At 72.8% G+C, this 24,854-nt stretch carries 20 protein-coding genes; 5 read left to right on the top strand and 15 right to left on the bottom strand.

All coding sequences use genetic code 11. The annotated features are described in order from the left end of the window. Window positions 1-60: 60 nt before the first annotated feature. Together ACFY61_RS04475 and ACFY61_RS04480 are read left to right on the top strand one after the other, a co-directional pair. Entirely contained in the window at window positions 61-1,656 is a 1,596-nt protein-coding gene (locus ACFY61_RS04475; protein ID WP_389466820.1) for an ATP-binding protein, read from the top strand. Continuing rightward, window positions 1,653-2,384, top strand: coding sequence for a response regulator (locus tag ACFY61_RS04480; RefSeq protein WP_389466822.1), 732 nt, complete (start codon window positions 1,653-1,655; stop codon window positions 2,382-2,384). The genes ACFY61_RS04475 and ACFY61_RS04480 overlap by 4 nt, the downstream gene beginning before the upstream one ends. A 24-nt stretch (window positions 2,385-2,408) precedes the next feature. On the opposite strand, the gene ACFY61_RS04485 is transcribed toward ACFY61_RS04480, so the two are convergent. The 3 genes from ACFY61_RS04485 to ACFY61_RS04495 all read right to left on the bottom strand — a co-directional run bounded on the left by ACFY61_RS04485 (window position 2,409) and on the right by ACFY61_RS04495 (window position 6,712). Beyond that, window positions 2,409-4,001 carry a cation acetate symporter gene (locus ACFY61_RS04485; RefSeq protein WP_389466825.1) on the bottom strand — a complete coding sequence of 531 codons (1,593 nt, stop codon included), beginning with the start codon at window positions 3,999-4,001 and terminating at the stop codon, window positions 2,409-2,411. Beyond that, window positions 3,998-4,462, bottom strand: coding sequence for a DUF485 domain-containing protein (locus tag ACFY61_RS04490; protein WP_389466828.1), 465 nt, complete (start codon window positions 4,460-4,462; stop codon window positions 3,998-4,000). The genes ACFY61_RS04485 and ACFY61_RS04490 overlap by 4 nt, the downstream gene beginning before the upstream one ends. A 129-nt stretch (window positions 4,463-4,591) precedes the next feature. Further along, entirely contained in the window at window positions 4,592-6,712 is a 2,121-nt protein-coding gene (locus ACFY61_RS04495; RefSeq protein WP_389466830.1) for a type IIA DNA topoisomerase subunit B, read from the bottom strand. A gap of 444 nt (window positions 6,713-7,156) precedes the next feature. On the opposite strand from ACFY61_RS04495, the gene ACFY61_RS04500 reads away from it, so the two are divergent. Further along, window positions 7,157-7,387 (top strand): hypothetical protein, encoded by a 231-nt coding sequence (locus ACFY61_RS04500; protein ID WP_389466833.1) that lies wholly within the window; start codon window positions 7,157-7,159, stop codon window positions 7,385-7,387. An 83-nt stretch (window positions 7,388-7,470) separates the two neighbouring features. On the opposite strand, the gene ACFY61_RS04505 is transcribed toward ACFY61_RS04500, so the two are convergent. The 7 genes from ACFY61_RS04505 to ACFY61_RS04535 form a co-directional block, all read right to left on the bottom strand. Next, on the bottom strand, window positions 7,471-8,301 hold the full coding sequence (locus tag ACFY61_RS04505; protein WP_389466835.1) for a S1 family peptidase: 831 nt from the start codon (window positions 8,299-8,301) through the stop codon (window positions 7,471-7,473). An 84-nt stretch (window positions 8,302-8,385) separates the two neighbouring features. After that, window positions 8,386-9,945, bottom strand: coding sequence for an RNA polymerase sigma factor (locus ACFY61_RS04510; RefSeq protein ID WP_389466838.1), 1,560 nt, complete (start codon window positions 9,943-9,945; stop codon window positions 8,386-8,388). A 315-nt stretch (window positions 9,946-10,260) separates the two neighbouring features. Beyond that, a complete protein-coding gene (locus tag ACFY61_RS04515) occupies window positions 10,261-11,202 on the bottom strand; it encodes a FadR/GntR family transcriptional regulator (protein ID WP_389466840.1) in 942 nt (313 codons plus the stop codon). Between the two features lie 55 nt (window positions 11,203-11,257). Continuing rightward, entirely contained in the window at window positions 11,258-13,018 is a 1,761-nt protein-coding gene (locus tag ACFY61_RS04520) for an ATP-binding cassette domain-containing protein (RefSeq protein ID WP_389466843.1), read from the bottom strand. A 110-nt stretch (window positions 13,019-13,128) separates the two neighbouring features. Next, window positions 13,129-13,872: an NUDIX domain-containing protein gene (locus ACFY61_RS04525; RefSeq protein ID WP_389466844.1), complete on the bottom strand. Its 744-nt coding sequence runs from the start codon at window positions 13,870-13,872 to the stop codon at window positions 13,129-13,131. Window positions 13,873-13,941: 69 nt separating this feature from the next. After that, the gene (locus ACFY61_RS04530; protein ID WP_389466846.1) at window positions 13,942-15,915 is read right to left on the bottom strand and encodes a glycogen debranching N-terminal domain-containing protein; all 1,974 of its coding nucleotides are present in this window, start codon (window positions 15,913-15,915) and stop codon (window positions 13,942-13,944) included. 242 nt (window positions 15,916-16,157) lie between these two features. Continuing rightward, window positions 16,158-17,393, bottom strand: coding sequence for a DUF4192 domain-containing protein (locus ACFY61_RS04535; RefSeq protein ID WP_389466849.1), 1,236 nt, complete (start codon window positions 17,391-17,393; stop codon window positions 16,158-16,160). A 152-nt stretch (window positions 17,394-17,545) separates the two neighbouring features. On the opposite strand from ACFY61_RS04535, the gene ACFY61_RS04540 reads away from it, so the two are divergent. Together ACFY61_RS04540 and ACFY61_RS04545 are read left to right on the top strand one after the other, a co-directional pair. After that, window positions 17,546-19,705, top strand: coding sequence for a RecQ family ATP-dependent DNA helicase (locus ACFY61_RS04540; protein ID WP_389466852.1), 2,160 nt, complete (start codon window positions 17,546-17,548; stop codon window positions 19,703-19,705). Between the two features lie 214 nt (window positions 19,706-19,919). Beyond that, complete coding sequence (locus ACFY61_RS04545) at window positions 19,920-20,549, top strand: hypothetical protein (RefSeq protein ID WP_389466853.1); 630 nt, start codon at window positions 19,920-19,922, stop codon at window positions 20,547-20,549. Window positions 20,550-20,642: 93 nt separating this feature from the next. On the opposite strand, the gene ACFY61_RS04550 is transcribed toward ACFY61_RS04545, so the two are convergent. The 5 genes from ACFY61_RS04550 to ACFY61_RS04570 form a co-directional block, all read right to left on the bottom strand. Next, a complete protein-coding gene (locus ACFY61_RS04550) occupies window positions 20,643-21,251 on the bottom strand; it encodes a hypothetical protein (RefSeq protein WP_389466855.1) in 609 nt (202 codons plus the stop codon). A gap of 59 nt (window positions 21,252-21,310) precedes the next feature. Next, window positions 21,311-22,021 (bottom strand): ribonuclease HII, encoded by a 711-nt coding sequence (locus ACFY61_RS04555; RefSeq protein WP_389466857.1) that lies wholly within the window; start codon window positions 22,019-22,021, stop codon window positions 21,311-21,313. Window positions 22,022-22,395: 374 nt separating this feature from the next. Further along, entirely contained in the window at window positions 22,396-23,307 is a 912-nt protein-coding gene (locus ACFY61_RS04560; protein ID WP_389466859.1) for an ADP-ribosylglycohydrolase family protein, read from the bottom strand. 11 nt (window positions 23,308-23,318) lie between these two features. Next, window positions 23,319-23,978, bottom strand: coding sequence for a histidine phosphatase family protein (locus ACFY61_RS04565; protein WP_389466861.1), 660 nt, complete (start codon window positions 23,976-23,978; stop codon window positions 23,319-23,321). A gap of 81 nt (window positions 23,979-24,059) precedes the next feature. Next, the gene (locus ACFY61_RS04570) at window positions 24,060-24,665 is read right to left on the bottom strand and encodes a YdbC family protein (RefSeq protein ID WP_389466863.1); all 606 of its coding nucleotides are present in this window, start codon (window positions 24,663-24,665) and stop codon (window positions 24,060-24,062) included. Window positions 24,666-24,854: the final 189 nt, after the last annotated feature.

Raw genomic sequence — 24,854 nt, forward strand, 5'->3', positions numbered from 1 at the left:
CCTCCCCCCGGCGACGCCCCCGGTTCCCACCCGGCGACCGGCCCCGTACCGTTTCCGGACATGAGCACCCGGCGCGCCCTGCGACTGCCCCGGCGGGCGGTCTCCCAGATCCTGCTGACCCAGCTGGCCATAGCGGCCGGGGTCGCCGTGCTGGCCACCGGGCTGTTCCTCGCACCGCTCAGCGCCCAGCTCGACGACCAGGCGATGCGACGCGCCCTCGCCATCGCCCAGAGCACCGCCGCCGACCCCTCCGTGGCCGCGGGCCTGCTCGCCACCCGTCCCGCCCCCGACAGCCCGGTGCAGGCCGCCGCCGAACGCATCCGGCGCGCCACCGGCGCCGAGTACGTGGTGGTGCTCGACCGGGACGGCATCCGGCGCTCCCACCCCAGCCCCGACCGGATCGGCCGGCACGTCTCCACCGACCCCACCGACGTCCTGGCCGGCCACGAGGTGATGGAGATCGACGAGGGAACCCTCGGCCGCTCCGCGCGCGGCAAGGTCCCCCTGCTCGCGGCGGACGGCGAACCCGTCGGTGCCGTCTCCGTCGGCATCGAGTACGACAGCGTCCGCGCCCGCCTCCTGGACGCCATCCCCAGCCTGCTCGCCTATGCCGGCGGGGCCCTGGCGGTCGGCGCACTGGCCGCCTACGCGATCTCCCGCCGGATCCAGCGGCAGACCCGCGACCTGGCCTTCTCCGACATCGCGGGCCTGCTCGCCGAACGCGAGGCCATGCTCCACTCCATTCGCGAGGGCGTGGTCGCCCTCGACCGTCACGACCGGATCCGGCTGGTCAACGACGAGGCGGCCCGCCTCCTCGGCCTCGACCCGACCTCGCTGGCCGGCCGCCCCCTGGACGAGGTGCTCGGGGCCGGCCGCACCACCGACGTCCTGGCCGGCCGGGTCACCGGGAACGACCTGCTCACCGTCCAGGGCCCCCGGGTACTGGTGGCCAACCGGATGCCCACCGCGGACGGCGGTGCGGTCGCCACCCTCCGCGACCGTACCGAGGTGGAGCGCCTCGGCCGGGAACTCGACTCCACCCGGGGCCTGATCGACGCCCTGCGCGCCCAGGACCACGAGCACGCCAACCGTCTCCACACTCTCCTCGGTCTGCTGGAACTCGGCCTGTACGAGGACGCGGTGGAGTTCGTCACCGAAGTGGCCGGTGTACATCGCACCACTGCCGAACAGGTCACCGAGAGGGTGCGCGATCCCCTCCTGGCGGCCCTGCTCGTCGGCAAGGCCACGGTGGCCGCCGAGCGGGGCGTCTCGCTGCGGCTGGCCCCCGACACGCTGCTGCCCGACCGCCTCGTCGACCCCGGAGGGCTGGTCACCATCCTCGGCAACCTGGTCGACAACGCCCTGGACGCCTCGGCCGGTTCCCCGGGAGCCCGCGTGGAGGTCGAGTTGCGTGCCGAGGGCCGCACCGCCGTTCTGCGGGTGCGGGACAGCGGTCCCGGTGTGCCCGCCGGCCGGCACGAGGAGATCTTCACCGAGGGCTGGTCCACCAAGCAGCCCCGGGCGCACCGCGAACGCGGCCTCGGTCTGGCGCTGGTCCGCCGCCTCGCCGAGCGGCAGGGAGGCAGCGCCCGGGCCGGTGAAGCAGCGGACGGAGGGGCGGAGTTCTCCGTCGTACTTCCCGAGGCCCTGCGATGACCGGGACGGCGGGCACGGCCCCCGCGGCCGTGACCCCGATCCACGTATTGGTCGTCGACGACGACGTGCGTGTTGCCAGGATCAACGCGGCGTACGTAGCGAAGGTTCCCGGATTCGAAGTGGTTTCCCAGGCCCATTCCGCCGCCGGGGCACTGGCCTTCGTCGAGTCCGGCCGCCCGGTGGACCTGCTGCTCCTGGACCACTACCTGCCCGACGGGAACGGCCTGGACCTGGTGCGGCGGCTCCGCCAGCTCGGCCGCCAGACCGACGTGATCATGGTCACGGCGGCCCGTGACCTGGCCACCGTCCAGTCGGCCATGCGGCTCGGCGCCCTCCAGTACCTGGTGAAACCGTTCACCTTCGCCGGACTGCGCGCCAAGCTGGAGGCGTACGGCGCCCTGCGCCGCACCTTGGACGTGGGTGGCGAGGCCGAACAGGCCGAGGTGGACCGGATCTTCGGGGCCCTGGCCGGCGCGGCGACCCAGGTGCACCTGCCCAAGGGCCACTCCCCCACCACCGCCGAACTGGTCCGGCAGGTACTGCGTTCCGCCGACGGTCCGCTCTCCACCCAGGAGATCGCCGACCGCGCCGGCATCAGCCGGCAGACCGCCCAGCGGTACCTGAAACTCCTCGACCGGGCGGGCCGCGTCCGTCTCACCCTGCGCTACGGCGAGACCGGCCGCCCGGAACACCGCTACGCCTGGATCCCCGCCGGCCCGGCGGTCTGACCGCCGCCCGGTCGGGAAGCGGACTCACACCGCCCCGGCGCCGGTCAGCGAGCGGACCTCGGTCTCGGCGTACGCGGCTTCGTCGGCGCGTTCGCCCGAGGTGGCGGTGCCCAGCCAGCCGGCCAGGAATCCGAGGGGGATCGACACGATGCCCGGGTTCTGCAGCGGGAACAGCGCGAAGTCGACCCCCGGGAAAAGGGCTTCGGGACTCCCCGAGACCACCGGGGAGAACACCACGAGCAGCACCGCCGGAACCAGTCCGCCGTACACCGACCACACCGCCCCCCGGGTGGTGAACCCGCGCCAGAACAGCGAGTACATCAGCACCGGAAGGTTGGCGGAGGCCGCGACGGCAAAGGCCAGGCCCACCAGGAAGGCGACGTTGAGGTCCTGTGCGAGCAGCCCGAGGGCGATGGCCACGGCGCCGATGCCCACCGCCGCCGCCCGGGCCACCGCCACCTCGCTGCGCTGTTTCGCGCCCCTGCGCCGGAAGGAGGCGTAGAGGTCGTGCGCGACGGAGGCGGAGGAGGCCAGGGTGATCCCCGCGACCACCGCCAGGATGGTCGCGAAGGCCACGGCCGCCACCACGGCGAACAGCACCGCTCCGCCGGTGGAGTCGGCCCCGCCCCCCAGGAAGGCGGCGAGCAGGGGAACGGCGGTGTTCCCGGAGGCGTTGGAGGCACGTACCGCCTCGGGCCCGACCAGGGCGGCCGCACCGAACCCGAGCACGATGGTCATCAGGTAGAAGCCGCCGATCAGCCCGATGGCCCACACCACCGAGCGGCGGGCGGCGCGGGCGGTGGGGACGGTGTAGAAGCGGGACAGGATGTGCGGCAGGCCCGCGGTACCCAGGACCAGGGCGAGGCCGAGGCTGATGAAGTCGAACCGCGAGGTCCAGTCCGCCCCGTACCGGAGGCCCGGGCCGAGGAAGTCCGCGCCGTGCCCGCTGCGCGCGGCGGCGCTGCGCAGCAGCTGGTCGAAGTCCCCGTGGAAGCGCAGCAGTACCAGCACGGTCAGCGTGATCGCGCCGCCCATCAGCAGCACGGCCTTGACGATCTGGATCCAGGTGGTGGCCCGCATCCCGCCGAAGGACACGTACACCACCATCAGCGCTCCCACCCCGATCACCGTCCAGGTGCGGGCGGTCGCGCTGCCGCTCCCCAGGAGCAGACCGACCAGGCTGCCCGCGCCCACCATCTGGGCGATCAGGTAGAGCACGGAGACGGTGACGGAGGCGGTTCCGGCGGCGATCCGCACGGGGCGCTCGCGCATCCGGGCGGCGACCACGTCGGCGAGGGTGAAGCGGCCGCAGTTGCGGACCAGTTCGGCCACGAGGAAGAGCACCACCAGCCAGGCCACCAGGAAGCCGACGGAGTAGAGCATCCCGTCGTAGCCGAAGAGGGCGATCAGCCCGGAGATGCCGAGGAAGGAGGCGGCGGACATGTAGTCACCCGCGATGGCGAAACCGTTCTCCATGGGGGAGAACAGCCTTCCCCCGGCGTAGAACTCCTCCGGCGAGCCGTGCCGGTTGCGGCTGACCCAGGTGGTGATGCCCAGGGTGACCGCGATGAAGGCGCTGAACAGGACCAGCGCGAGGGTCTGGTGCTCGGTGGTCACCGGCCGGCCTCCCGGCTGCGTTCCCGGTCGAAGACCGTCCAGCGCAGGTCGAGGGCGACCCGGTCCCGGCGCAGCCGGGCGTGCCGGGTGTAGGCCCAGGTCAGCAGGAACGTGCTCAGGAACTGTCCCAGCCCGGCCAGCAGGGCCACGTTGACCGCGCCCACCACGGGCCGGGCCATCAGCTCCGGTGCGGCGGTGGCCGCGACCACGTAGGCGACGTACCAGAGCAGGAAGGCCAGGGTGGCGGGGACCACGAAGCGGCGGTAGCGACCCCGGACCTCCTGGAAGGCGGCGCTGCGCTGCACCTCCCGGTAGATCTCGGCCGCGTCGGGGACCGGGCGCGTCGGATCTGGGCGTTCCGCTTCCTCGGCCGCGCCCTCGCCCCAGCCGGCGGCCAGCGCGTCGTACCAGGGGTCGTCGAACCGGATCGTTCCGGCTTCGCGACGATCGTGCTTGTCCACCGAACTCTCCTTGTCCGCGACCGCAGTGGCCGCGTGCCCCAAGGATGTGCGGAAGGACGGTTTCCGGACTGGTGTACCGGTGCGCTTCACCCCATCAGGTGATGGGGTGAAGCGGCCTCGCGGCAGCCGTCAGGCGTCGATGCGCGAGCGGTCCAGGGTGGCCGCCGAGCTGGTGATGAACTCCTTGCGCGGAGCCACCTCATTGCCCATGAGCAGGTCGAACACCTGCTCAGCGGCCTCCAGGTCACCGATGTTGATCCGGCGCAGGGTGCGGTGACGCGGGTCCATGGTGGTCTCCGCGAGCTGGTCGGCGTCCATCTCGCCGAGGCCCTTGTAGCGCTGGATCGAGTCCTTGTAGCGGATTCCCTTGCGCTGGTACTCCAGCAGGGTCTGGCGCAGCTCGTTGTCCGAGTACGTGTAGACGTACTTGTCCTGGCCCTTCTTGGGCTGGACCAGCTCGATCCGGTGCAGCGGCGGCACGGCGGCGAAGACCCGGCCCGCCTCGACCATCGGCCGCATGTACCGCTGGAAGAGGGTGAGCAGCAGCGTGCGGATGTGGGAGCCGTCGACGTCGGCGTCGGTCATCATGATGACCTTGCCGTAGCGGGCCTGGTCGATGTCGAAGGTACGGCCCGAGCCCGCCCCTATGACCTGGATGATCGCACCGCACTCGGTGTTCTTCAGCATGTCCGAGACGGAGGACTTCTGGACGTTGAGGATCTTGCCCCGGATGGGCAGCAGGGCCTGGAACTCCGAGTTGCGGGCGAGCTTGGCGGTGCCCAGGGCGGAGTCGCCCTCGACGATGAAGAGCTCGCTGCGGTCCACGTCGTCGCTGCGGCAGTCGGCCAGTTTGGCCGGCAGCGAGGAGGACTCCAGCGCGGTCTTCCGGCGCTGCGCCTCCTTGTGCTGGCGGGCGGCGATGCGCGTCCGGGCGGCCGCGACGATCTTCTCCATCACGGCACGGGCCTGCTGCTTGTCGTCCCGCTTGGTGGAGGTCAGGAAGGCCTTCAGCTCCTTGGCCACCACCTGTCCGACGATGCGGGTGGCGGCCGAGGTGCCGAGCACCTCCTTGGTCTGGCCCTCGAACTGCGGCTCGGCCAGGCGGACGGTCACGACGGCGGTCATGCCCTCCATGGCGTCGTCCTTGACGACGTCGTCCTCGGCGACGCGCAGCAGCTTGGCGGAGCGGAGGACCTCGTTCACCGTCCTGGTGACCGAGCGCTCGAATCCGGACACGTGGGTGCCGCCCTTGGGGGTGGCGATGATGTTCACGAAGGACTTGACCGCGGTCTCGTACCCGGTGCCCCAGCGCAGGGCGATGTCCACGCCGAGCTCGCGCGTGACCTCGGTGGGGGTCATGTGGCCGCGGTCGTCCAGGACCGGGACGGTCTCCTTGAAGGTGCCCTGGCCGGTCAGCCGGAGCACGTCGCAGACGGCCTTGTCCTGGGCCAGGTAGTCGCAGAACTCGCTGATTCCGCCGTCGAAGCGGAACGTCTCCTCGGTCTTGCCGGCGCCGTCGATGCCGCGCTCGTCGCGGACCACGATCGTCAGGCCGGGGACGAGGAAGGCCGTCTGCCGGGCGCGCTGGTAGAGGGTCTCCAGGGAGAGCTTGGCGTCCTTGAGGAAGATCTGCCGGTCGGCCCAGTAGCGGACCCTGGTGCCGGTCCGGCCCTTGGGGATCCGCTTGACCTTGCGGAGGCCGTTGCCGGGGTCGAAGGGGCTTTCCGCCCCCTGCTCGGTGAAGATCCCGGGGACGCCGCGGCGGAAGCTGATGGCGTGGGTGGAGCTGTTGCGGTCGACCTCGACGTCCAGGCGGGCGGAGAGGGCGTTGACCACGGAAGCGCCGACTCCGTGCAGACCGCCGGAGGCGGCGTACGAGCCGCCGCCGAACTTGCCGCCGGCGTGCAGCTTGGTCATGACGACCTCGACGCCGGACAGGCCGGTCTTCGGCTCCACGTCGACCGGGATGCCGCGGCCGTTGTCCCGGACCTCGACCGAGCCGTCGTCGTGGAGGACGACCTCGATGTGGTCGCAGAAGCCGCCCAGGGCCTCGTCGACGGAATTGTCGATGATCTCCCAGAGGCAGTGCATCAGGCCACGGCTGTCGGTGGACCCGATATACATGCCGGGGCGCTTGCGGACGGCTTCCAGGCCTTCGAGGACGAGGAGGTGCCGCGCGGTGTAGTTGGAGCCGTCCCGGTCTGCTCCGGTCAGCAGCGCGCTGGAAGGCACGGACGTGTCGGCGGTCACGCAGTTCGCTCCTCGCTGAATTTCTTTTCCGGTCCGGTCGGACCGGGGGGTGGGTCGGTTGCCCGTCAGAGGGTACCGAGGCCTGGTAGAGCCGATGCAACGCCACCCTCGCGGTTCATCAGCCTAGTACAGAACCGCACGGGTGTTCGATCCCCCGATGGGGTGAAGCAAACATCACGTTCCCTTCCGCGCATGAACCATTTAGGGTTCGGGCACGTCCTCATGAACAACCGGCACACCAGCCGGGAGGATTGCAACCTGTAACGAGCACGACAAACACCGCGAAACCGTAAAGCAACGCAATACGGCTCCTTCGCCGCCAACCGGCAGCAGCCGGCCAGCTTCGGAAGGAAGTTTCGAGGAAAAGCCGCGAGCGGGAACGTTTTCGGCCTGGTTGGATGTTGACCCTGGTACGACAGCTCGTCGAGCTAGAGAAGAGGCGACGTGACTACTGTTCTGACCCCCGCGACCCCGCTGACGGCCGCTGACCGATGCGACCGTTGCGGCGCCCAGGCGTATCTGCGCGTCGTCCTGATGAGCGGCGGTGAACTGCTCTTCTGCGCCCACCACGGTCGCAAGTTCGAGCCGGAACTCAAGAAGATCGCCGCGGAAATACAGGATGAGACCGACAGGCTGACGGCCACCCCGGCCAGCGCCGAATCCGAGGACCGCTGACCCTCGCATCTTGACGAGCCACGACCGGCCAGGCCGGTCGACGGGCGGCACCCCTGCAACCCAGGAGTGCCGCCCGTCCTCGTTCATCGCCCGGAGGTGACGAAAACCGCCAGCGGGGCGATCCGCGTGTAGACGCCGGGGCTGTCCGCCCGGCCACAGCCACGGCCCCAGGACACGACCCCGATGAGCTTGCCCCGGGCCACCAGCGGCCCCCCGCTGTCGCCCTGACAGGCGTCCTTGCCGCCCTCGTGGTGGCCGGCGCACACCATGGACCCCGCGACGAAGCGCCCGTCGGCGTCGCCCGGGTACGCCGCCTTGCAGGTCTCGTCCGGCAGGATGGTCACTCCGGCGGCACGCAGGCCGTACGCGTAGTCACCGAATCCGCTGGTGTCCCCCCAGCCGTACACGGTCGCCTCGGTACCGGGCTCGTAGGCCGCGTCCCCTTCCCCGGCCAGGGGCAGGACGTTCCGGGCCGGCACCGCCTCCCGCAGTTCCAGCACGGCGAGGTCGCCCGCATTGGTCGCCGGATCGTACGCCGGGTTCACACGGGCCGCGCGTACGGCTATCTCACGGCCCTCGGCGGCCCTCAGCTCGGTCCGGCCGGTGATCACCCGGAGGTCGGGCACGGACTCCACCGGGCCGCCGAGCACCTGGCGGCCCAGACAGTGCGCCGCCGTGACCACAGTGGTCGGTCCGACGATCACACCGCCGCAGAACTGACCCGCGCGCGTACGCCCGAACCGGTCACGGCTGGACAGGGCCACCACCCACGGACTCTCGGTGACCTTCACCGGCTTCCCCCCGATCACCACTCCGTCCGCGGCCGCCCACGGGGCTTGGGCCAGAGGTATGGCGGCGGCTCCTGCCGCCAGGGTGAGTGCGCCCGCCAGCACGCGGGCGAAGGGACGACGCATCAGGCCTCCTGACTCCGGGTGTGTGACTAACCCCAGAGTGGGATGCCGGGTGGCCGCGCGCACCCGCGCGGCCACCGTCCGCTGTCAGTCCAGGTAGTCGCGCAGCACCTGGGAACGCGACGGGTGGCGCAGCTTCGACATGGTCTTGGACTCGATCTGACGGATCCGCTCGCGGGTGACCCCGTAGACCTTGCCGATCTCGTCCAGGGTCTTAGGCTGGCCGTCGGTGAGCCCGAAGCGCATGGAGACCACACCGGCCTCCCGCTCGCTGAGGGTGTCGAGCACCGAGTGCAGCTGTTCCTGGAGGAGGGTGAAGGAAACCGCGTCGGCCGGCACGACCGCCTCGGAGTCCTCGATGAGGTCACCGAACTCGCTGTCGCCGTCCTCTCCCAGCGGGGTGTGGAGGGAGATCGGCTCGCGGCCGTACTTCTGGACCTCGATGACCTTCTCGGGGGTCATGTCGAGTTCCTTGGCCAGCTCCTCCGGGGTGGGCTCGCGGCCGAGGTCCTGGAGCATCTGGCGCTGGACGCGCGCCAGCTTGTTGATCACTTCCACCATGTGCACCGGGATGCGGATGGTGCGGGCCTGGTCGGCCATGGCGCGGGTGATCGCCTGCCGGATCCACCAGGTCGCGTAGGTGGAGAACTTGTAGCCCTTGGTGTAGTCGAACTTCTCCACGGCGCGGATCAGACCCAGGTTGCCCTCCTGGATGAGGTCCAGGAAGAGCATGCCGCGGCCGGTGTAGCGCTTGGCGAGGGAGACCACGAGGCGGAGGTTGGCCTCCAGCAGGTGGTTCTTGGCCCGGCGGCCGTCCTCGGCGATGATCTCCAGCTCGCGCTTGAGCTTGGGCGCGAGCTTGTCGGAGTTGGCCAGCTTGTCCTCGGCGAACAGGCCCGCCTCGATGCGCTTGGCGAGCTCGACCTCCTGCTCGGCGTTGAGGAGCGGGACCTTGCCGATCTGCTTGAGGTAGTCCTTGACCGGGTCGGCTGTCGCGCCGGCGACGGCGACCTGCTGGGCGGGGGCGTCGTCCTCGTCATCGTCCGACAGGACGAATCCCTTGGCCTCGCCGCTCTCCTCCTCCTCGGCCTTGCCGGGACCCTCTTCCAGGGGTTCTTCCTCGGCCGGCTCGTCGGGGGTCTTCGCGGCGGTCTTCTTCGCCGCCGTCTTCTTGGCGGCGGTCTTCTTCGCGGTCGCTGTCTTCTTGGCCGCCGTCTTCTTCGCCGCGGTCTTCTTGACGGCCGCGGGCTCCGTTCCTGGTTCGTCCTCGACGGCGTCGGCGGTGTCGGGCTCCGCGGGGCGGTCCTCGGGGGCTGCTGCCGCCTTGCCCGCCGTCGTCCTGGTCGTGGCTGTCTTCGTGGCCGCGCGCTTGGCCGGCGCCTTCGCCGCGGTGGTCTTCCGGGTGCGCTTGGGTGACTCCGAGGCACTGACCATCAGCGTCACACCCTCTTCCTCAAGGATCTGGTTGAGGCTGCGCAGAACATTCTTCCACTGGGTTTGCGGAATCTGGTCAGCCTCGAAGGCCCGACGCACGTCATCGCCGGCGATCTGCCCCTCGGCCTTGCCCCGCTCGATGAGCGCCATCACAGACTCGGACTCGGCGATCTCCGGCGGGAGCGTACGGGATGTGCTGGCCGACACGAACAACCTCTCGGAACGATGGAAACGGCTTCCGACCCCGGCCTGGTGCTCGACCGGAGCCGACGACCACCGACGGGGGATGGGCCGGCGGCGCGGCAGGGCCTGGGAGCTGCACAGCACCCGGAACGGCTGCTGTCTTCCTTCCGTCGGCCATCACCTCTTAGGTCATCGCACGACCTCGCAGAGTGTTACGCGCAAATATTCGTGGCCCGAATCACACGCCCCGCGGAGGGGAGGGTTCCGGCGGTCCTGTCGCCGGGCCCGCGGGGCCCGGCGACGGGGTGGTCCGCCCTATCCCCGCGCACATGAGCGCGCCTCCCGTCAGTGCTCGCGCGGTGCGGGGACGACGCGCTCGACCTCCGGATGCACCGTCAGCAGCTGGCGCATCGCGTTCTCGGCTCCGACCGCGTCCCCCGAGGCGAGGGCCTCGACGATCCGGGCGTGGTGGGAGACGCAGGTCTCGCTCGGACGGTCACACGCTGTGACCGCGCTGCCCGAGACCTGGAGGGCGGAGGACACGATGCCCGAGAGGTGCTCGAGCATGCGGTTGCCGGCGACCTGGATGAGCAGCGCGTGGAACTCGTTGTCGGCGCGGGCGAAGGTGATCGCGTCGCCCTGGGCGAGGGCGTGGCCCATGATCTCGACCATGTCGGAGAGGCGCTGCTGGATGTCCTGGCGTCCGTGGCCGGCGGCGAGCCGGGCGGCCAGCGGTTCGATGGTCCAGCGGAGTTCGTTGAGCTCGCGGCGCTGGTCCTCGCGCTGGGGGCCGAAGGCCCGCCACTCGATGATGTCGGGGTCGAGCAGGTTCCAGTCGCTGACCGGGCGGACCCGGGTGCCGACGTTGGGGCGGGCGCTGACGAGGCCCTTGGCCTCCAGGACCCGCAGCGATTCGCGGACCACCGTGCGGGAGACCTCGAAACGCTGGCCGATCTCCTCGGGGACCAGCGGGCGGTCCGCGCCCAGGTCGCCGGAGACGATCATCTGTCCGAGCTGCTGGACGAGTTGGCCGTGCAGGCCGCGGCCGCGGCTGCCCGCGGCACGGCGGCCGACGCGGCCCAGCTCGACGTCGGCCCCGTCCCAGTGGGGGGCGCCGACGCGGTCGGTCCCTGGGGCCTCCGCGTAGGGGTAGCGGTCGAGTTCGCCCGGGCCGGCGAGGCCGGAGTCGGCATGGCGGGCGGCGGTCATCATGGCGTGCGCAAGGGTACTCACGAATCCTTTGTCGGCCGTGCTCGGAAGACCCTTGAGGTCTTTGGTGAAAAGCACACGAAAGGGTGATCAGCGCCCCCTGCGCAATTGACGACTTATCGTAAGGAACCGATCACCAGCGGACTCTCCCGCGCAGTCCGGTGCATGCGTAGGCGCAGAGCAGCGCCGTCAGCGAGAGCAGCAGGGCCGTGCCGACGGGTTGGGCCATCACCCGCAGCGCCCCGAGCACCAGCCGGTCCGCCTCGGGGGGCCAGTGCGCCCAGCTCAGCCCCCGCAGCCGGGCGGCGAGCCCGGTCACGGGATAGGCCGAGGGCCCGTCCAGCGCCTTGCGGACCAGCGGTACGACGAGCACGGGTACCGCCAGCACGGCGGCCAGCCCGGCCGACGCCGAGCGGAACACCCCCGAGGCGAGCACCCCGGCCCAGGCACAGCCGACGAGCAGCCCGGCCCAGCTCGCGGCCGGGACGATCCACTCCGCCGGGGCCCGCAGCGGACCGTGGTCGAAGACCAGTTTGAGGACGGCCGCGTCGGCGGTGACCGCCAGTCCGCCGAGGAGCAGGGCGAGGGCGGAGCACACCCCGAGCTTCGCCACCAGCAGCCCTAGCCGGCGGGGCACGGTGCCGCGGTCCGCGGCGAGCGCGGGATAGCGGTACTCCTCGCCGAAGGCGAGGGCTCCGAGCAGCCCGGCCCCCAGGGCGGCCGGTGGCAGCGGCAGCAGCTGCGGCCAGGCGGCGAGCAGCCGGTTCTGCGAGGTCCCGCCGGCCCGGGCGAGCAGCACGGCGACCAGCACCGACACCGCCACCACCACGGCCGCGGTCAGGGCCGGGGTGGCGGTGCCGAAGACGCGCCGCAGCTCGTATCGCAGCGGCCTGAGGGGACCGCCCACCCGGCGGACGGGGGAGGGCGCCCGGCCCGAGTCCGCCCGCCCGGGTCGGACGGCCGGCCCCTGCCGGGCCGCGCCCTCCTCGCCGGCCCGGGCCCGTGGCGGGGGCACGGGGGCGCCGGCGTCCCCGGTCTCGTCGGCGAGCTGGTGGACGAGCACACCGTTCCGGAAGGCCGTCTCTCCGATCTCCGCGCAGCTGCTGCCGTACACGGAGAGCCGGCTGCCGCTCTCCTCGACGATCTCCACCGGCCGCTGCGCGGCCCGCGCCTCACGGCCGAGCACGTCGGCGAGCCGGGCCGCGTGCGGGCTGCGCACGGCCACTCTGGGGCGCAGCCTGGTCCGGGCGAATTCGGCCCCGTCCTGGTCGGCGACCATCCGCCCGGCCGCGATGGTGACGACCCGGTCGGCGGTGCGGGCGGCCTCCTTGGAGTCGTCCGTGGTGAAGAGCACCGCTCCGCCGAGTGCGGCGTGGTTGCGCAACAAACCGTGCATCCACGCCTGTTCCCGGGGGGAGAGCCCGGCCGCCGGCTCGTCGAGGAGCAGGGTGCACGGGTCGGCGAGCAGGGCCGCCGCGAGCCCGACCCGGCGGTCCATGCCCAGCGAGAGGGAGCCGAGGCGCTGGTCGCGCAGGCCTGCGATGCCGACGATGTCCAGCATGGTGTCCGCCCGGGAGGCGGGCACCCCGGCGGCTGCGCAGAGCATCCGGAGCTGGTTGCGGACGGTGCGTGCGGGATGTCCGGGGACGTCTCCGAGCAGTACTCCCACTTCGCGTCCCGGATGGGGGATCCGGTGCAGTGGGCGGCCGCGGAAGTAGGTGACCCCGCGTCCGGGCTCGAGTTCGAGCATGAGGCGGATGGTCGTGGTCTTGCCCGAGCCGGGTTCGCCCAGGAGGGCTGTCACCCGACCTGCATGGGCTTCGAAGGTCAGGTCGTCCACACGGGGCGGAAGGTCCCGGCGGGGTGCACTGGTGAGTCCGATGGCCTGGAGCATCGCTTCTCTCGCGGGGGGTGAGACCGCTCTGCGGCAGGGTGAGTACCGCAAGCAAGATAACGCGATATGTCCGATTTACTACGCAACCGGTCCGGTTCGGTGTCGGATCGTCAGACTTCCGGTCGGAGCATCGGCGGGTTCAGCAGGGTCGCGCCGCCCGCCCTGAACAGCTGGGCCGGCCGCCCGCCCTGACGGGTGGTGGTACCGCCGGCCGGAACCAGGAAGCCGGGGGTGCCGGTGACCTTCCGGTGGAAGTTGCGCGGGTCGAGCGCCACGCCCCAGACCGCCTCGTAGACCCTGCGGAGCTCGCCGACGGTGAACTCGGGCGGGCAGAACGCGGTGGCGAGCGAGGAGTACTCGATCTTGGAGCGGGCCCGTTCGACACCGTCGGCGAGGATCTTCGCGTGGTCGAAGGCGAGCGGAAGCACGTCGGGAGCGGGCGCGAGGAGCTCGTCGACCGGGGCCCAGCGGGCGCTGTTGGCGTCACCACCGGCCCGCGGTGCCGGCAGGTCGGGGGCGAGGACGAGGTGCGCGACGCTGACGACCCGCATCCGCGGGTCCCGCTGCGGGTCCCCGTACGTGGCCAGTTGTTCCAAGTGCGCCCCGTTGCCGGCATCGGGGTGGGCCGGGTCGTGGGCGCACAGACCGGTCTCCTCGGAGAGTTCCCGGGCTGCCGCCGCCGCCAGGTCCTCGTCGCCCCGCACGAAACCGCCGGGCAGCGCCCACCGGCCCTGGAACGGCTGCTCCCCTCGTTTGACCACCAGCGCACAGAGCGCGGGGCCGCGTACGGTGAGCACGACCAGGTCGACGGTGACGGCGAAGGGCGGATAGGCCGACGGGTCGTAGGGCGACATGCCGCGATCATAGTCGTCTGCTTGACGATAAACAGCGCTTTGGTGATCCGGAGGCCGATGACCCTCCACCTACGTGGCCAGTTGCAGCGCATCGGCGGCCTCCTCCACCATGCCCAGCCCGAGCCGGCTCACGCGCACCGCGAACGGCTCGCCTCCCACGCGGAGCCCGGAGAGGCGCAGCGCCCCGAGCGGGGCGCTGCCGAAGGGGGCCAGGGCGACCGTGCCCGCCGGGGCGTCCGGCCTGATTCCGGCCAGCGCGGTCAAGGCCTGGATCCCGGCCGCTGCCGCCACCGCGGCGGGCCGGCAGGCGGCCGGGTGCGGGAGCGGGGCGCTGCCCGCGGTGCGCTGCTCGGCCGCGTACATCTCGGGCAGCCGGTACGCGAAGTGCTGGGCGGCGTCGAGCAGTCCGCGGAGCAGGCCGGCGGCCTCCTTCTCGAACCCGGCCGCGGCCAGGCCCGAGATCGCCACGGCGGTCTCCTGGGGCCTGATCGCCCCGGCGCGGTGGCCGAAGGGGTTGTGGCCCGGCTCGCGCAGGGCCATGCTGCGCAGCCCCCATCCGGAGTCCATCGCCGGCGCCCCGAGCAGTCTGGCGAGCTGCTCGGTACGGACGGTGTCGAGCAGTCCGGGGGCGAGCCGGCCGCCACCGAGCAGCCCGGTGTCGAGCAGGTGCACCGCGCTGGAGGTGAGCCGGGGCAGCGGCCGTCCGTCGGGATGCAGGGCCGCGGCGGGGCGGCCGCCGGACGGCCCGTCGGCGTCGGTCCAGAAGCGTTCCCGGAACCGGTCGCGCAGCTCCGCGGCCCAGTCCCGCCACTCATCGGCGCCGGGGCGGCCGCATTCCGAGAGCAGGTCGGCGCCGAGCAGTGCCGCCCGGTGGGCGTGGGCCTGGGTTTCGCACCGCCGGGGGCCGGGATCGGGGTCGGCCAGGAACCCGTCCTTCCCCACAGCGGAGCGGAGCCAGCCGAGACACCGCTCGGCCGCCGGCAGGAGCTCCGCGACCTCCCGTTCGCCGAGTCCCCAGCGGCGGGCCTCGGCGAGGACCACGGGAAACGCCAGGGTCGCCTCGGTGCCGGTGCAGCCCGGCGGCAGCTGTGGTCCGGCCCCGCGCAACGGGCCGGGGATCCGGCCCGCCTCCGGGCCGCGCCCGCCCTCCTGGCTCCGGGCGAGGATGCGCAAGGTGGCCGCGGCCAGCCCCGTGCCGAGCGGCAGGGCCATCCTTGCGGCCCACAGGGAGTCGGCCGGGGCGAGGCCCAGGCGCCAGGGCGCACCGGCCGCCGCGAAGGCGTCCGAGGGCGTGGCGGGGTCCCGCAGCAGCAGGGCGCCGAGGTCCTGGACGCTGGTGCGGAACCAGCTGTCGGTGCGGGGGTCGTCCCCCTCCGCCCGGGCCTCGCCCAGAGGATTGGCCACCTGCCCGACGGGGGCCCGCGACGTGCGTTCCTGCACCGTGCGCAGTTCGATGGTGCGGGACTCCCCCGGCGGCAGCTCCAGCTGCCAGCGCAGCAGTCCCGCCGAGGCGAGCGCGTCGTCCGGGGCCGGCTCGGCGGTGGTCACCGCCTGGGCGGTGCCGTCGGTCCAGCGGAGCCCCGCGGTGTGCACCCCGGCGGGCAGTTCGGGGCCGGGCGTGCCCGCGGCGACGGCGGCCAGGTCCGCCAGGTCGGTGCCCAGCGCCACCTCGACGGGCAGGTGGTGCGTCCGGGCGGTGAAGTTGCGCAGGGTGATCCGCTCGGTGCCATCGGCGTGCCGCACACGTTCCACGCCGACGTCCGGGTCGGGGCCGGCCTCGGCGCCGGTGCGCACCGTGGCGGTGAATCCGGCCCGGTCGGAGCCGAGGCTTCGGCCCTGGACGGCCACGGGGTCGCGCCCCGCCACGCGGAGCAGGCACCGGGACAGCAGCCGGCGTCCCGAGCGGTAGATCCCGTCCAGGCCGTGGCCGGTCAGCTGGCCGTGTTCCGGGGAGATGACCAGGCAGGGGGCGGCGACACAGATGAGGGCGGCGTGCGCCGGCGGCAGTTCGGGCCGGCGGGGGGGAGGTGCGGGTTGGGCCATGTGTCGGGCTGCCTTGTCTGTGCCTGCGTCCTCGGGGGAGCTCCGGTGGGCTACGCGGGTGCGGTGCGCGGGCCGGGCTGCGCGGTCCGCCGCCCCACAGCTGAACGCGAACGCCCCCGCCCGGGTCACGCGACGCGGTTCCGGCCGCCGGCCGCGGGTGCCATGACGTGCGCCGCGCGGGTCGGTCCGTCCCGCCCCGGGGCGGACCCCGTGGGCGGGACGGAGGGGGCCGGCGGCCCGCCTCACTTCTCGCTCCCCGCGGTGTGCCGCCCGGCCGGCCGGGGCGTGCGCTTTCGGCGGCCGGGCGGCCGGGTCAGCGCGCCGCGCTTGCGGCGCGGTTCGCGCCGGCGGCGTTCGGCGCGCAGGCACTCCCGCAGGCCTTCGGGGTCGATGCCCTCGTTGCAGGCGCGGTGCAGCAGCTGGGCGAAGCGGTACTCGGGATCCACGTCGAGGGCCAGGGTCAGGGCGATCCTGGCGGTGGGTTCGTCTCCGGTGGACCAGGACACCCAGCCGGCCAGGGTGAGCGGGGCCGCGGAGTGTTCCCGGTAGGCGCCGACGCAGCGGCGGGCCAGGGCCCGCCACAGCCGCAGGGCCGGGGGTGCCTCCTCGCCCTCCATCCATTCCGCGGCGATGTCCCTGACCTCCCGGTCCTGCAGGCCGAGGATGACCGCCGCCGCCTCGTCGTGCCCGAGCAGGGCGTCGTCCCACTCGTCGGCCGGGGTTCCGCCCGCGGCGGGCGGGGCTCCGGCCATCCGGCGCAGGAGCGTGCCGGCCAGGGCCAGGGTCTCCGCGCCGACCTCCTGCCGGGAGGTGCCCTCGAGGATCCTGGGGACCAGCGCTGCGGCGGCCCGGTCGAGGGCGGCCAGCTGTTCCTCGGCTGCCGGTCCGCGCAGTGGTTCCAGACGCCGCTGGAGGCCCCTGAGGGTGCCCCTGACGTGGAGGCCCGCGTAGGTGGCGGCGGCTGCCATCACCGAGGTGCCGGGAGCGGCCAGGGGGTTGCCCTCCGGCGGGCAGCAGCGGCTGTCCGGGCAGACGTAGCTCCAGTACCGCCCGTCGGAGATGCACAGGGCTTCCATGACCGGCACGTCGAGGGCGCCGCAGGCCAGCCTGATCCGCTGGGCCAGCGGCCGCAGCCGGGTCATCACCCGCTGTGCGCTCTCCCCCGGCTCGGGGTCCTGGCAGAGGAACAGGACAATGCCGTCGGGCTTGGCGCCGCGCCGCTCGCTGCCGCGGACGAGGCACTCGGCCACGTCCCTGGCCGTGTCCTCCCACTCGTCGGGGGCCGTGGGGATGCCCAGCCTGAGCCGGCCGCCGAACCGGCCCGCCTCGCCGTGGACGGCGATCATCACGAGGGAGTCGGTCGGGTGGAACCCGACCATGTAGGGCAGCGCGTCGGCCAGTTCGGCCGGGCTGCGCAGGGTGATCTGCTCGCCCGAGTCGGGTGCGGGGGAGCTGATGGGTTCGTTCTTCTTCGTCATGGCTCGAAGGTCGTGCCTGCCCCCGACCACTCGCAACGCCTGTGGATAACCCGGGCGTCCCCGCATTCCCCGGCGCATTAGTTAGACATTCAACATCCACAGAGGCCGTCGGCCGTTCGCGCGTTGTCGGCGGCATCGGGTTGCATGGGGGCATGAACGCAGACCTGAGGTCGTCGGCCGATTCCGTCCTCGCCCGTCTCGTGGGCGATGCGACGGGCGCCGCCCGCCTGCGCGAGGACCAGTGGCTCGCCATCGAGGCGCTCGTCGCCCACAAGCGGCGGGCCCTGGTGGTGCAGCGGACCGGCTGGGGCAAGTCGGCCGTGTACTTCGTGGCCACCTCCCTGCTCCGGGCCGCCGGATCCGGACCGACCGTGATCGTGTCGCCCCTGCTGGCCCTCATGCGCAACCAGGTCGAAGCCGCCGCCAGGGCCGGGATCCACGCCCGGACCATCAACTCGGCCAACCCCGAGGAGTGGGAGACCATCCAGGCGGAGGTGGCGGCCGGCGAGGTCGACGTGCTGCTGGTGAGCCCCGAACGGCTGAACAACCCCGACTTCCGCGACCAGGTGCTGCCGAAGCTGGCAGCCGCCACGGGCCTGCTCGTGGTGGACGAGGCACACTGCATCTCCGACTGGGGCCACGACTTCCGCCCGGACTACCGGCGGCTGCGCACCATGCTCGCGGACCTTCCGCCCGGCGTGCCGGTGCTGGCGACCACCGCCACCGCCAACGCCCGGGTGACGGCGGACGTCGCCGAGCAGCTGGGCACGGGGGCGGGCAGTGACGCCCTGGTGCTGCGCGGCTCGCTGGACCGGGAGAGCCTCAGCCTGTCCGTGCTGACGCTGCCGGACGCCGCCCACCGGCTGGCCTGGCTCGCCGACCACCTGGGTGAGCTCCCCGGTTCGGGGATCATCTACACACTGACGGTGGCCGCCGCCGAGGAGGTCACCGCCTACCTGCGCCACCGCGGGCACACGGTGGCCTCTTACACCGGGAAGACGGAGAACGCGGACCGGCTGCAGGCCGAGGAGGACCTGCAGGCCAACCGAGTCAAGGCGCTGGTGGCGACCTCCGCGCTGGGCATGGGCTTCGACAAGCCGGACCTGGGCTTCGTGGTGCACCTGGGGTCGCCGTCCTCACCGATCGCCTACTACCAGCAGGTGGGACGGGCGGGTCGTGGTGTGAAGCACGCCGAGGTGCTGCTGCTGCCCGGCAGGGAGGACGAGGCGATCTGGCAGTACTTCGCGTCGGTGGCCTTCCCGCCCGAGGAGCAGGTCCGCCGGACCCTGGACGTGCTCGCGCAGGCGGGCCGCCCGCTGTCGCTGCCGGCCCTGGAGCCGCTGGTCGACCTCAGGCGGACCCGCCTGGAGACGATGCTCAAGGTCCTCGACGTCGACGGCGCGGTCCACCGGGTGAAGGGCGGCTGGACGGCGACCGGCGAGCCGTGGGTGTACGACACCGAGCGGTACGCCTGGGTGGGCCGCCAGCGGGCCGCGGAACAGCAGGCGATGCGGGACTACGCGGCGACCACGGAATGCCGGATGGAGTTCCTGCGGCGCAGGCTGGACGACGAGTCCGCCGCTCCCTGCGGGCGTTGCGACAACTGCGCGGGCGCCCGGTTCACGGCGGACGTCTCCACGACGGCGCTGGACACGGCCCGCGGGGAGCTTTCCCGGCCGGGCGTGGAACTGGAACCGCGCCGCATGTGGCCCACGGGTCTGGCCGCGGTGGGCGTCGACCTCAAGGGCCGGATCCCGGCCGGCGAGCAGGCGTCCACCGGGCGCGCGTTGGGGCGGCTGTCGGACATCGGCTGGGGCAACCGGCTCCGCCCGATGCTGGCGGACCAGGCACCGGACCAGCCGATCCCGGACGACGTGGCGCAGGCGGTGGTGTCCGTGCTGGCCGACTGGGCCAGGGGACCGGGCGGTTGGGCCTCCGGAGCGCCCGACGCGCCGGCCCGGCCGGCGGGCGTGGTGGCACTGCCCTCGCGAAGCAGGCCTCAGTTGATCGGCACCCTGGCCGCGCGGATCGCGGAGGTCGGCCGTCTGCCACTGCTCGGCACGCTCGCCTACACGGACCAGGCCCCGGATTTCGGACTTCCGTCGTCCAACAGCGCACAGCGGGTCCGGGCACTCCATCAGGCCTTGACCGTCCCACCGGAATTGGCGGCGAAGCTGACGGAGGCGCAGGGTCCGGTGTTGCTCGTCGACGACCGTTCGGAGAGCGGCTGGACCCTCGCCGTGGCGGCCCGTCAGCTTCGCCGAGCGGGCGCGCGGGAGGTGTTTCCGCTGGTACTCGCGGTCCAGCCCTAGCCGAATGCGTCAACCAGGGCGCGGCAGGGCAAGGATATGAACGGCATACCGTCCAATTCCGGTCGGCTGCGTCAATTGCTCGTTGCCGCGCGCTGATGGGCCACGCGAGAATTGGAGGGCTCCCGCTCGGCTCGTCGGCACTCTCCACGGCCGCGCCGCGGCGCGCCTTCACCCAGCCGTGCCCGCTCGCGGGCGTGTACCCGAAGGGAGGACCGTGGCCTTCGGATTCGCCCCGACCGCGCACCCGTCTCTGGCAGCCGCCGGAGGTTCGGCCAGCCGGCACGGCCGACTGCTGGAGCCGGCCGACTGGACCGCCGCCGACGTCCCCTTGCTCCGCAATCCACGCGAGATGGTCAGCGGGCTGCACTCCCGGCACGCCCCGGTGCCCGGAGTGGCGGTGATAGCCGTGCTCGGGCCCGAGGACCGACTCGTGGCCAGCGCGTCCTTCACCCAGAGAACGGCCTCGGCGGACGGCTGGGAGTACCGGAACGCCCTGCTGGCCCGGTTGCGCCGGGTGCTGCCGCACGACCTGCGCCGCCGCACACCGGTCCGGACCGCCATCCTGCTCTACTGCCGTGAGGGGGACGGGCGGTGGACCGATGAGGACGGCGCCTGGATGTGGGGCCTGCGTGACGCCTGCACCCTGCACGGCCTGCGCTGCGGCGCGTACATCACGCTCACCCGGGACGGCTGGCAGGTGATCGGAGAGGGCCGCGGCGGCCGCAGCCCCGCTTCGGACTCCCGTCCGCTCCCGCTCGGCGACACCGCCAAGGACCCGGTTCCGCTGCCCCTGCGCACGGGGGGCGGAGCGACCGAGATGCTGCGCCGTACCGCCGCCCGCTGAGGGGCGTCCGCCGGGAGGCGGGCGGGCTTCAGCGGGGCCGGCCGTAGGCCCGCCCCGCCCCTCGCCCTCGCACCCTCGCGCGGGTACGGGGCGTCAGACGCCCGCGCCCAGCACGGAGTTGATCTGCTGCGGTTCGCCGCACACCACCAGCAGCGCACCGGCGCGCTGGACCGCGACCGGCAGGGACTCGGTGGTGGCTTCCGGCGCACCGCCGTTGATCGCGAAGACCACGACCGGACGCGCCTGGGCCCGTCCCGCCTGCGTCGCGTCGGCGTAGAAGACGTCGTCCCGGGCGTCGTGCTGCGCCCAGTACGCGGCCTCACCGAAGGACAGCTCGTGCGCGGCCCACGGGTGCGGGTCGCCGGTGGTCAGGACCAGGATGTCGCCCGGCGCGCGGCCGGTGTCGAGCAGGAGGTCCACCGCCTCCTCGGCGGCATCCAGGGCGCCCTCGGCCGAGGCCGGGATCAGCTGGATCTGCGGCACCGCCGCGGAGACCGAGGGGGCTGCGGGAACGGGTCCGGTGGTGTCGCGCTGCACGGGCGGCGCGGGCCGGGCGGGACCGGGGCGCCCGGGCCGGGGTACGGCTGCGGGACGCGGACCAGGTACGGGACGGGGGGTCTGCGCGGTGCGGCTCGCGGCCGGCGTGACGCGGGGACCCTGGGCACTCTCGTGAATCTGAGGCTCCTCGGGGATGAGAGGCATGGGTTGATGTCTATCAAACACCGGTACGAAACGTACCGGCGGGTGGCACGTGGGCGCGATCAGAAATCGAAGCCGAGCTGGCCTCCGTTTTCCAGATCCAGCGATTCCTCGCTGCGCCGGGTCTTCTTGAGGTGCCGCCACTGGGGCAGCGCATCCATGTACGACCAGGAGAGCCGGTGGTACGCGGTGGGCCCCAGTTGTTCAAGTGCCGCCCGGTGCACGGGCGACGGGTATCCGGCGTTCGCCGCGAAGGCGAACGGGGTGATGTCGCCGTCGGGTTCGCCGAGTTCGGCCATCATCCGGTCGCGCCGGACCTTTGCGAGGACCGAGGCCGCGGCGACCGCGATGCAGGACTGGTCGCCCTTGATCACCGTGCGGACCCGCCACGGCCCGCCGAGGTAGTCGTGCTTGCCGTCGAGGATCACCGCGTCCGGACGGACCGGGAGGGCGTCCAGGGCGCGCCCGGCGGCCAGCCGGAGGGCGGCGGTCATGCCGAGTTCGTCGATCTCCTCGGGGGAGGCGTGGCCCAGCGCGTGGGCGGTGACCCAGCCCTCCAGCACTGCGGCCAGCTCGTCCCGCCGCTTGGCGGTGAGGAGCTTGGAGTCGGTGAGCCCCTCGGGCGGGCGGCGGAGTCCGGTGATCGCCGCGCACACGGTCACGGGGCCGGCCCAGGCCCCTCGTCCGACTTCGTCGACCCCGGCGACGACCTTGGCGCCGGTGGTTGCGCGGAGGGAGCGTTCGACGGTGTGGGTGGGTGCTTCGTACGGCATGGCGCCAGCAAGGTTACGCCGCTGGGGACCCCCCGCGACACCCCGCCCCGGCTCCGTCTCACCCACGGGGCTTCGCGGACCCTCCCCGCTCGCCGTCGGCTCACCGGCCGATGTTCCCGACTTCGCGACCGCACACCGCCCACCGGGGGTGCCGGAGGGCAGTGGAGACGGCCACATCCGCCGTTCGCACAGCCTTCTCCCGCCGCCACTTCCCGTGATTATGCTGGTCGGGGGCCTCCGATCGCGGGGGTCGCGAGACCCTCCACCCGCGGAAGAGAAGGTTCCGATTCGCCGGACGGCACCCCTGTTGTCGCATTCGTGAAGGAGTGGCCGGAGTGCCCGCCCGGGACCCAGCGTGTCACCTCACACGAGTGTCACTTCTCCCGGGGCTCGGGCAGCCAGGCCGGCAGCGCCTCCGTCTGCGCCAGCCAGGTGGCCGGAGCCCCGCCGTCGGTCCGCGCGCCCAGCACCCCGCCGACGATCGCGCAGGTGGTGTCGACGTCCCCGCCCACCCCGGCGGTGGTCCAGAACGCGCCCTCGAAGTCCCGCAGCGAGCGTGCCGCGGACCACAGAGCGAAGGGCACCGTGTCGTGCGCGCTGGTGCGGCGCCCGCAGCCGAGCACGGCCGCCACCGTCGTCGCGTCGCCGTAGTCCAGCATGTCCCGGGCCCTCCGCAGGCCGGCACCCACCGCGCTCCGCGGGACCAGGGCGACGACCCCGTCCAGTAGCGCCTCCGGGGTCGGCGGGCCGGCCGGATCCGCGGCCAGCGCGGCGGCGGCCGCCACGGCCATCGCTCCGCACACCGCCTCCCGGTGCTGGTGCGTGGTGTAGGCGGAGATCTCCGCCTGGTGCGTCGCCTGCTCGGGGTCGTCGGCGTACCACGCGCCGAGCGGGGCGATCCGCATCGCGGCCCCGTTCCCCCAGGAGCCCTGCCCGTTGAACAGCTCGGCGGCCAGGGTGCGCCAGTCCTCGCCCTCCCGGATCAGGCGCAGCATCCGGTTGACCGCGGGCCCGTAGCCGCGGTCGAAGTCGTGGTGTTCGGCGAAGGAGGCGGCGAGGGCGTCCTGGTCGATCCGTCCGTGCGCGGCGAGCACGGCGACCACGGAGCAGGCCATCTCCGTGTCGTCGGTCCACTGCCAGGGGCCGGGCGGGAGCTCCTGCCGCTTGAGCATGGGGTAGTTGGCGGGGACGAAGAACTGGGAGCCGAGGGCGTCACCCACCGCCAGTCCGCGCAGGCTGGCCAAGGCGCGTTCGTAGCGCCGGTCGGGAGAGGAGTGAGGGGTCATCGCGGCCCACTTTAGCCGTCGAGGTCATAAGGCTCGGGTGTGGTCCACCGCTCAAACGGGCGGTCCAGCCGGTAGCGTCCGTCCTTCCCCAGCTCCAGTACCCGGAACTCGCCGTTCCCGGGGTTGGAGAGGGACTCGAACTCTGCGACCGACCAGTGGAACCAGCGCATGCAGAACAGCCGCATGGTCAGGCCGTGGGTGACCAGCAGCACGTTGGGCGGGTGGTCGGGGGCCTCGAAGCTGCGGTGCAGGCTCTCCAGGAAGGAGCCGACCCGGTCGTAGACGTCGGCGCCGGACTCGCCCTGTGCGAAGCGGTAGAAGAAGTGCCCGTAGGCGTCGCGGTAGGCCTTCTGCATGCGCACGTCGTCGCGTTCCTGCCAGTTCCCCCAGTCCTGCTCGCGCAGCCGCGGCTCCTCCCGCATCCGTACCCGGGTGGGGTCGAGCCGGAGGTCGCGGAAGGTCTGCAGGGTGCGGCGGTACGGGGACACGTAGGCACTGATCCGCTCGTCGCCGAAGAGCTCGCGCAGCCGCTCCCCCGCTTCCACCGCCTGCCGGTGGCCGGCCGGGGTCATCCGCAGGGCGTGATCGGGCTCCCGCTCGTACACCGTGTCGTCGAGGTTGCCCTCGGACTCGCCGTGCCGGACAAGGACGATGCGTCGTGGTCGGACCATGCTCCGACACTAGTTCGGGCGCGGTCGGCGGACGACCGCAGCACGCCGGGATGATCATCACATCCCTCGCCCCGTCACACCTCACACCGTCCAGGAAGGCTCCAGGTCGACGACGTCGCCGGTGAGCGCCTCGACGTCGGCCTCGGTCTGGGCGCGCAGCGAGAGCCGCTCGACCCGCTCCTCCCGGTACTTGCCGTGCTCGGCGGCCGACCGCCACATCGACAGGACGAGGAACTCCCGTCCCGGCGCCTCGCCGAACAGCCCGCGCAGCATGCCCGGGGAGCCGGCCATGGCCGGGTTCCACACCTTCTCCTGCATGAGCGCGAAGTGGTCGACCCGTCCCTCGCGCACCCTGGTGTGCGCGACCCGCACCACGTCGGCGTCGGTGAAGCGCGGCTCGAACCCGGTCTTCACGTCGAAGCGGTGATCGAACAGGGTGGCCCGGACGTCGGTGTACGTGCCGTTCTGGGCGGCCGCCAGACGGTCGTGCGAACGGGCCATGAAGGAGTCGTAGAACGCGCGGCTCTCCCAGAACGCGAAGACGTGCGCGACCCCCTGCCTTCCCCGGCTCCAGCCACCGCCCTGCCCCCTGAACCCCGGTTCGCCGGGAAGCCCCGCCCATTTCCGCTGCCCGCGTTCGAACCCGCGTCGATCCGTCACCGTGCAGCGAATCCACTTGACCAGCACCGCGCCATGGTACGGCGCCCGGACCCGCGCCGGTCAGCCCTTGGCGCGGTCCGGCCGGAGCACGGGGGGCGGCCCGGGTGCACGAGCCGTGACGCGGCCGGGGGGATCCGGCGTGGCTGCCCGCCGGCCCCCGCGCACGACGAAGGGGACCGACCTCGGTCGGTCCCCTTCGTGAGCCGCTGCCCGGTT

This window comes from Streptomyces sp. NPDC012888, assembly GCF_042900645.1.
Classification (GTDB): Bacteria; Actinomycetota; Actinomycetes; order Streptomycetales; family Streptomycetaceae; genus Streptomyces.

Bases quoted from the DNA above. Each gene is read 5' to 3' on its own strand.
- ACFY61_RS04475 (WP_389466820.1), top strand. From the start codon at position 61: ATGAGCACCCGGCGCGCCCTGCGACTGCCCCGGCGGGCGGTCTCCCAG.
- ACFY61_RS04480 (WP_389466822.1), top strand. From the start codon at position 1,653: ATGACCGGGACGGCGGGCACGGCCCCCGCGGCCGTGACCCCGATCCAC.
- ACFY61_RS04505 (WP_389466835.1), bottom strand. From the start codon at position 8,301: ATGCGTCGTCCCTTCGCCCGCGTGCTGGCGGGCGCACTCACCCTGGCG.
- ACFY61_RS04520 (WP_389466843.1), bottom strand. From the start codon at position 13,018: ATGCTCCAGGCCATCGGACTCACCAGTGCACCCCGCCGGGACCTTCCG.
- ACFY61_RS04525 (WP_389466844.1), bottom strand. From the start codon at position 13,872: ATGTCGCCCTACGACCCGTCGGCCTATCCGCCCTTCGCCGTCACCGTC.
- ACFY61_RS04530 (WP_389466846.1), bottom strand. From the start codon at position 15,915: ATGGCCCAACCCGCACCTCCCCCCCGCCGGCCCGAACTGCCGCCGGCG.
- ACFY61_RS04535 (WP_389466849.1), bottom strand. From the start codon at position 17,393: ATGACGAAGAAGAACGAACCCATCAGCTCCCCCGCACCCGACTCGGGC.
- ACFY61_RS04540 (WP_389466852.1), top strand. From the start codon at position 17,546: ATGAACGCAGACCTGAGGTCGTCGGCCGATTCCGTCCTCGCCCGTCTC.
- ACFY61_RS04550 (WP_389466855.1), bottom strand. From the start codon at position 21,251: ATGCCTCTCATCCCCGAGGAGCCTCAGATTCACGAGAGTGCCCAGGGT.
- ACFY61_RS04555 (WP_389466857.1), bottom strand. From the start codon at position 22,021: ATGCCGTACGAAGCACCCACCCACACCGTCGAACGCTCCCTCCGCGCA.
- ACFY61_RS04560 (WP_389466859.1), bottom strand. From the start codon at position 23,307: ATGACCCCTCACTCCTCTCCCGACCGGCGCTACGAACGCGCCTTGGCC.
- ACFY61_RS04565 (WP_389466861.1), bottom strand. From the start codon at position 23,978: ATGGTCCGACCACGACGCATCGTCCTTGTCCGGCACGGCGAGTCCGAG.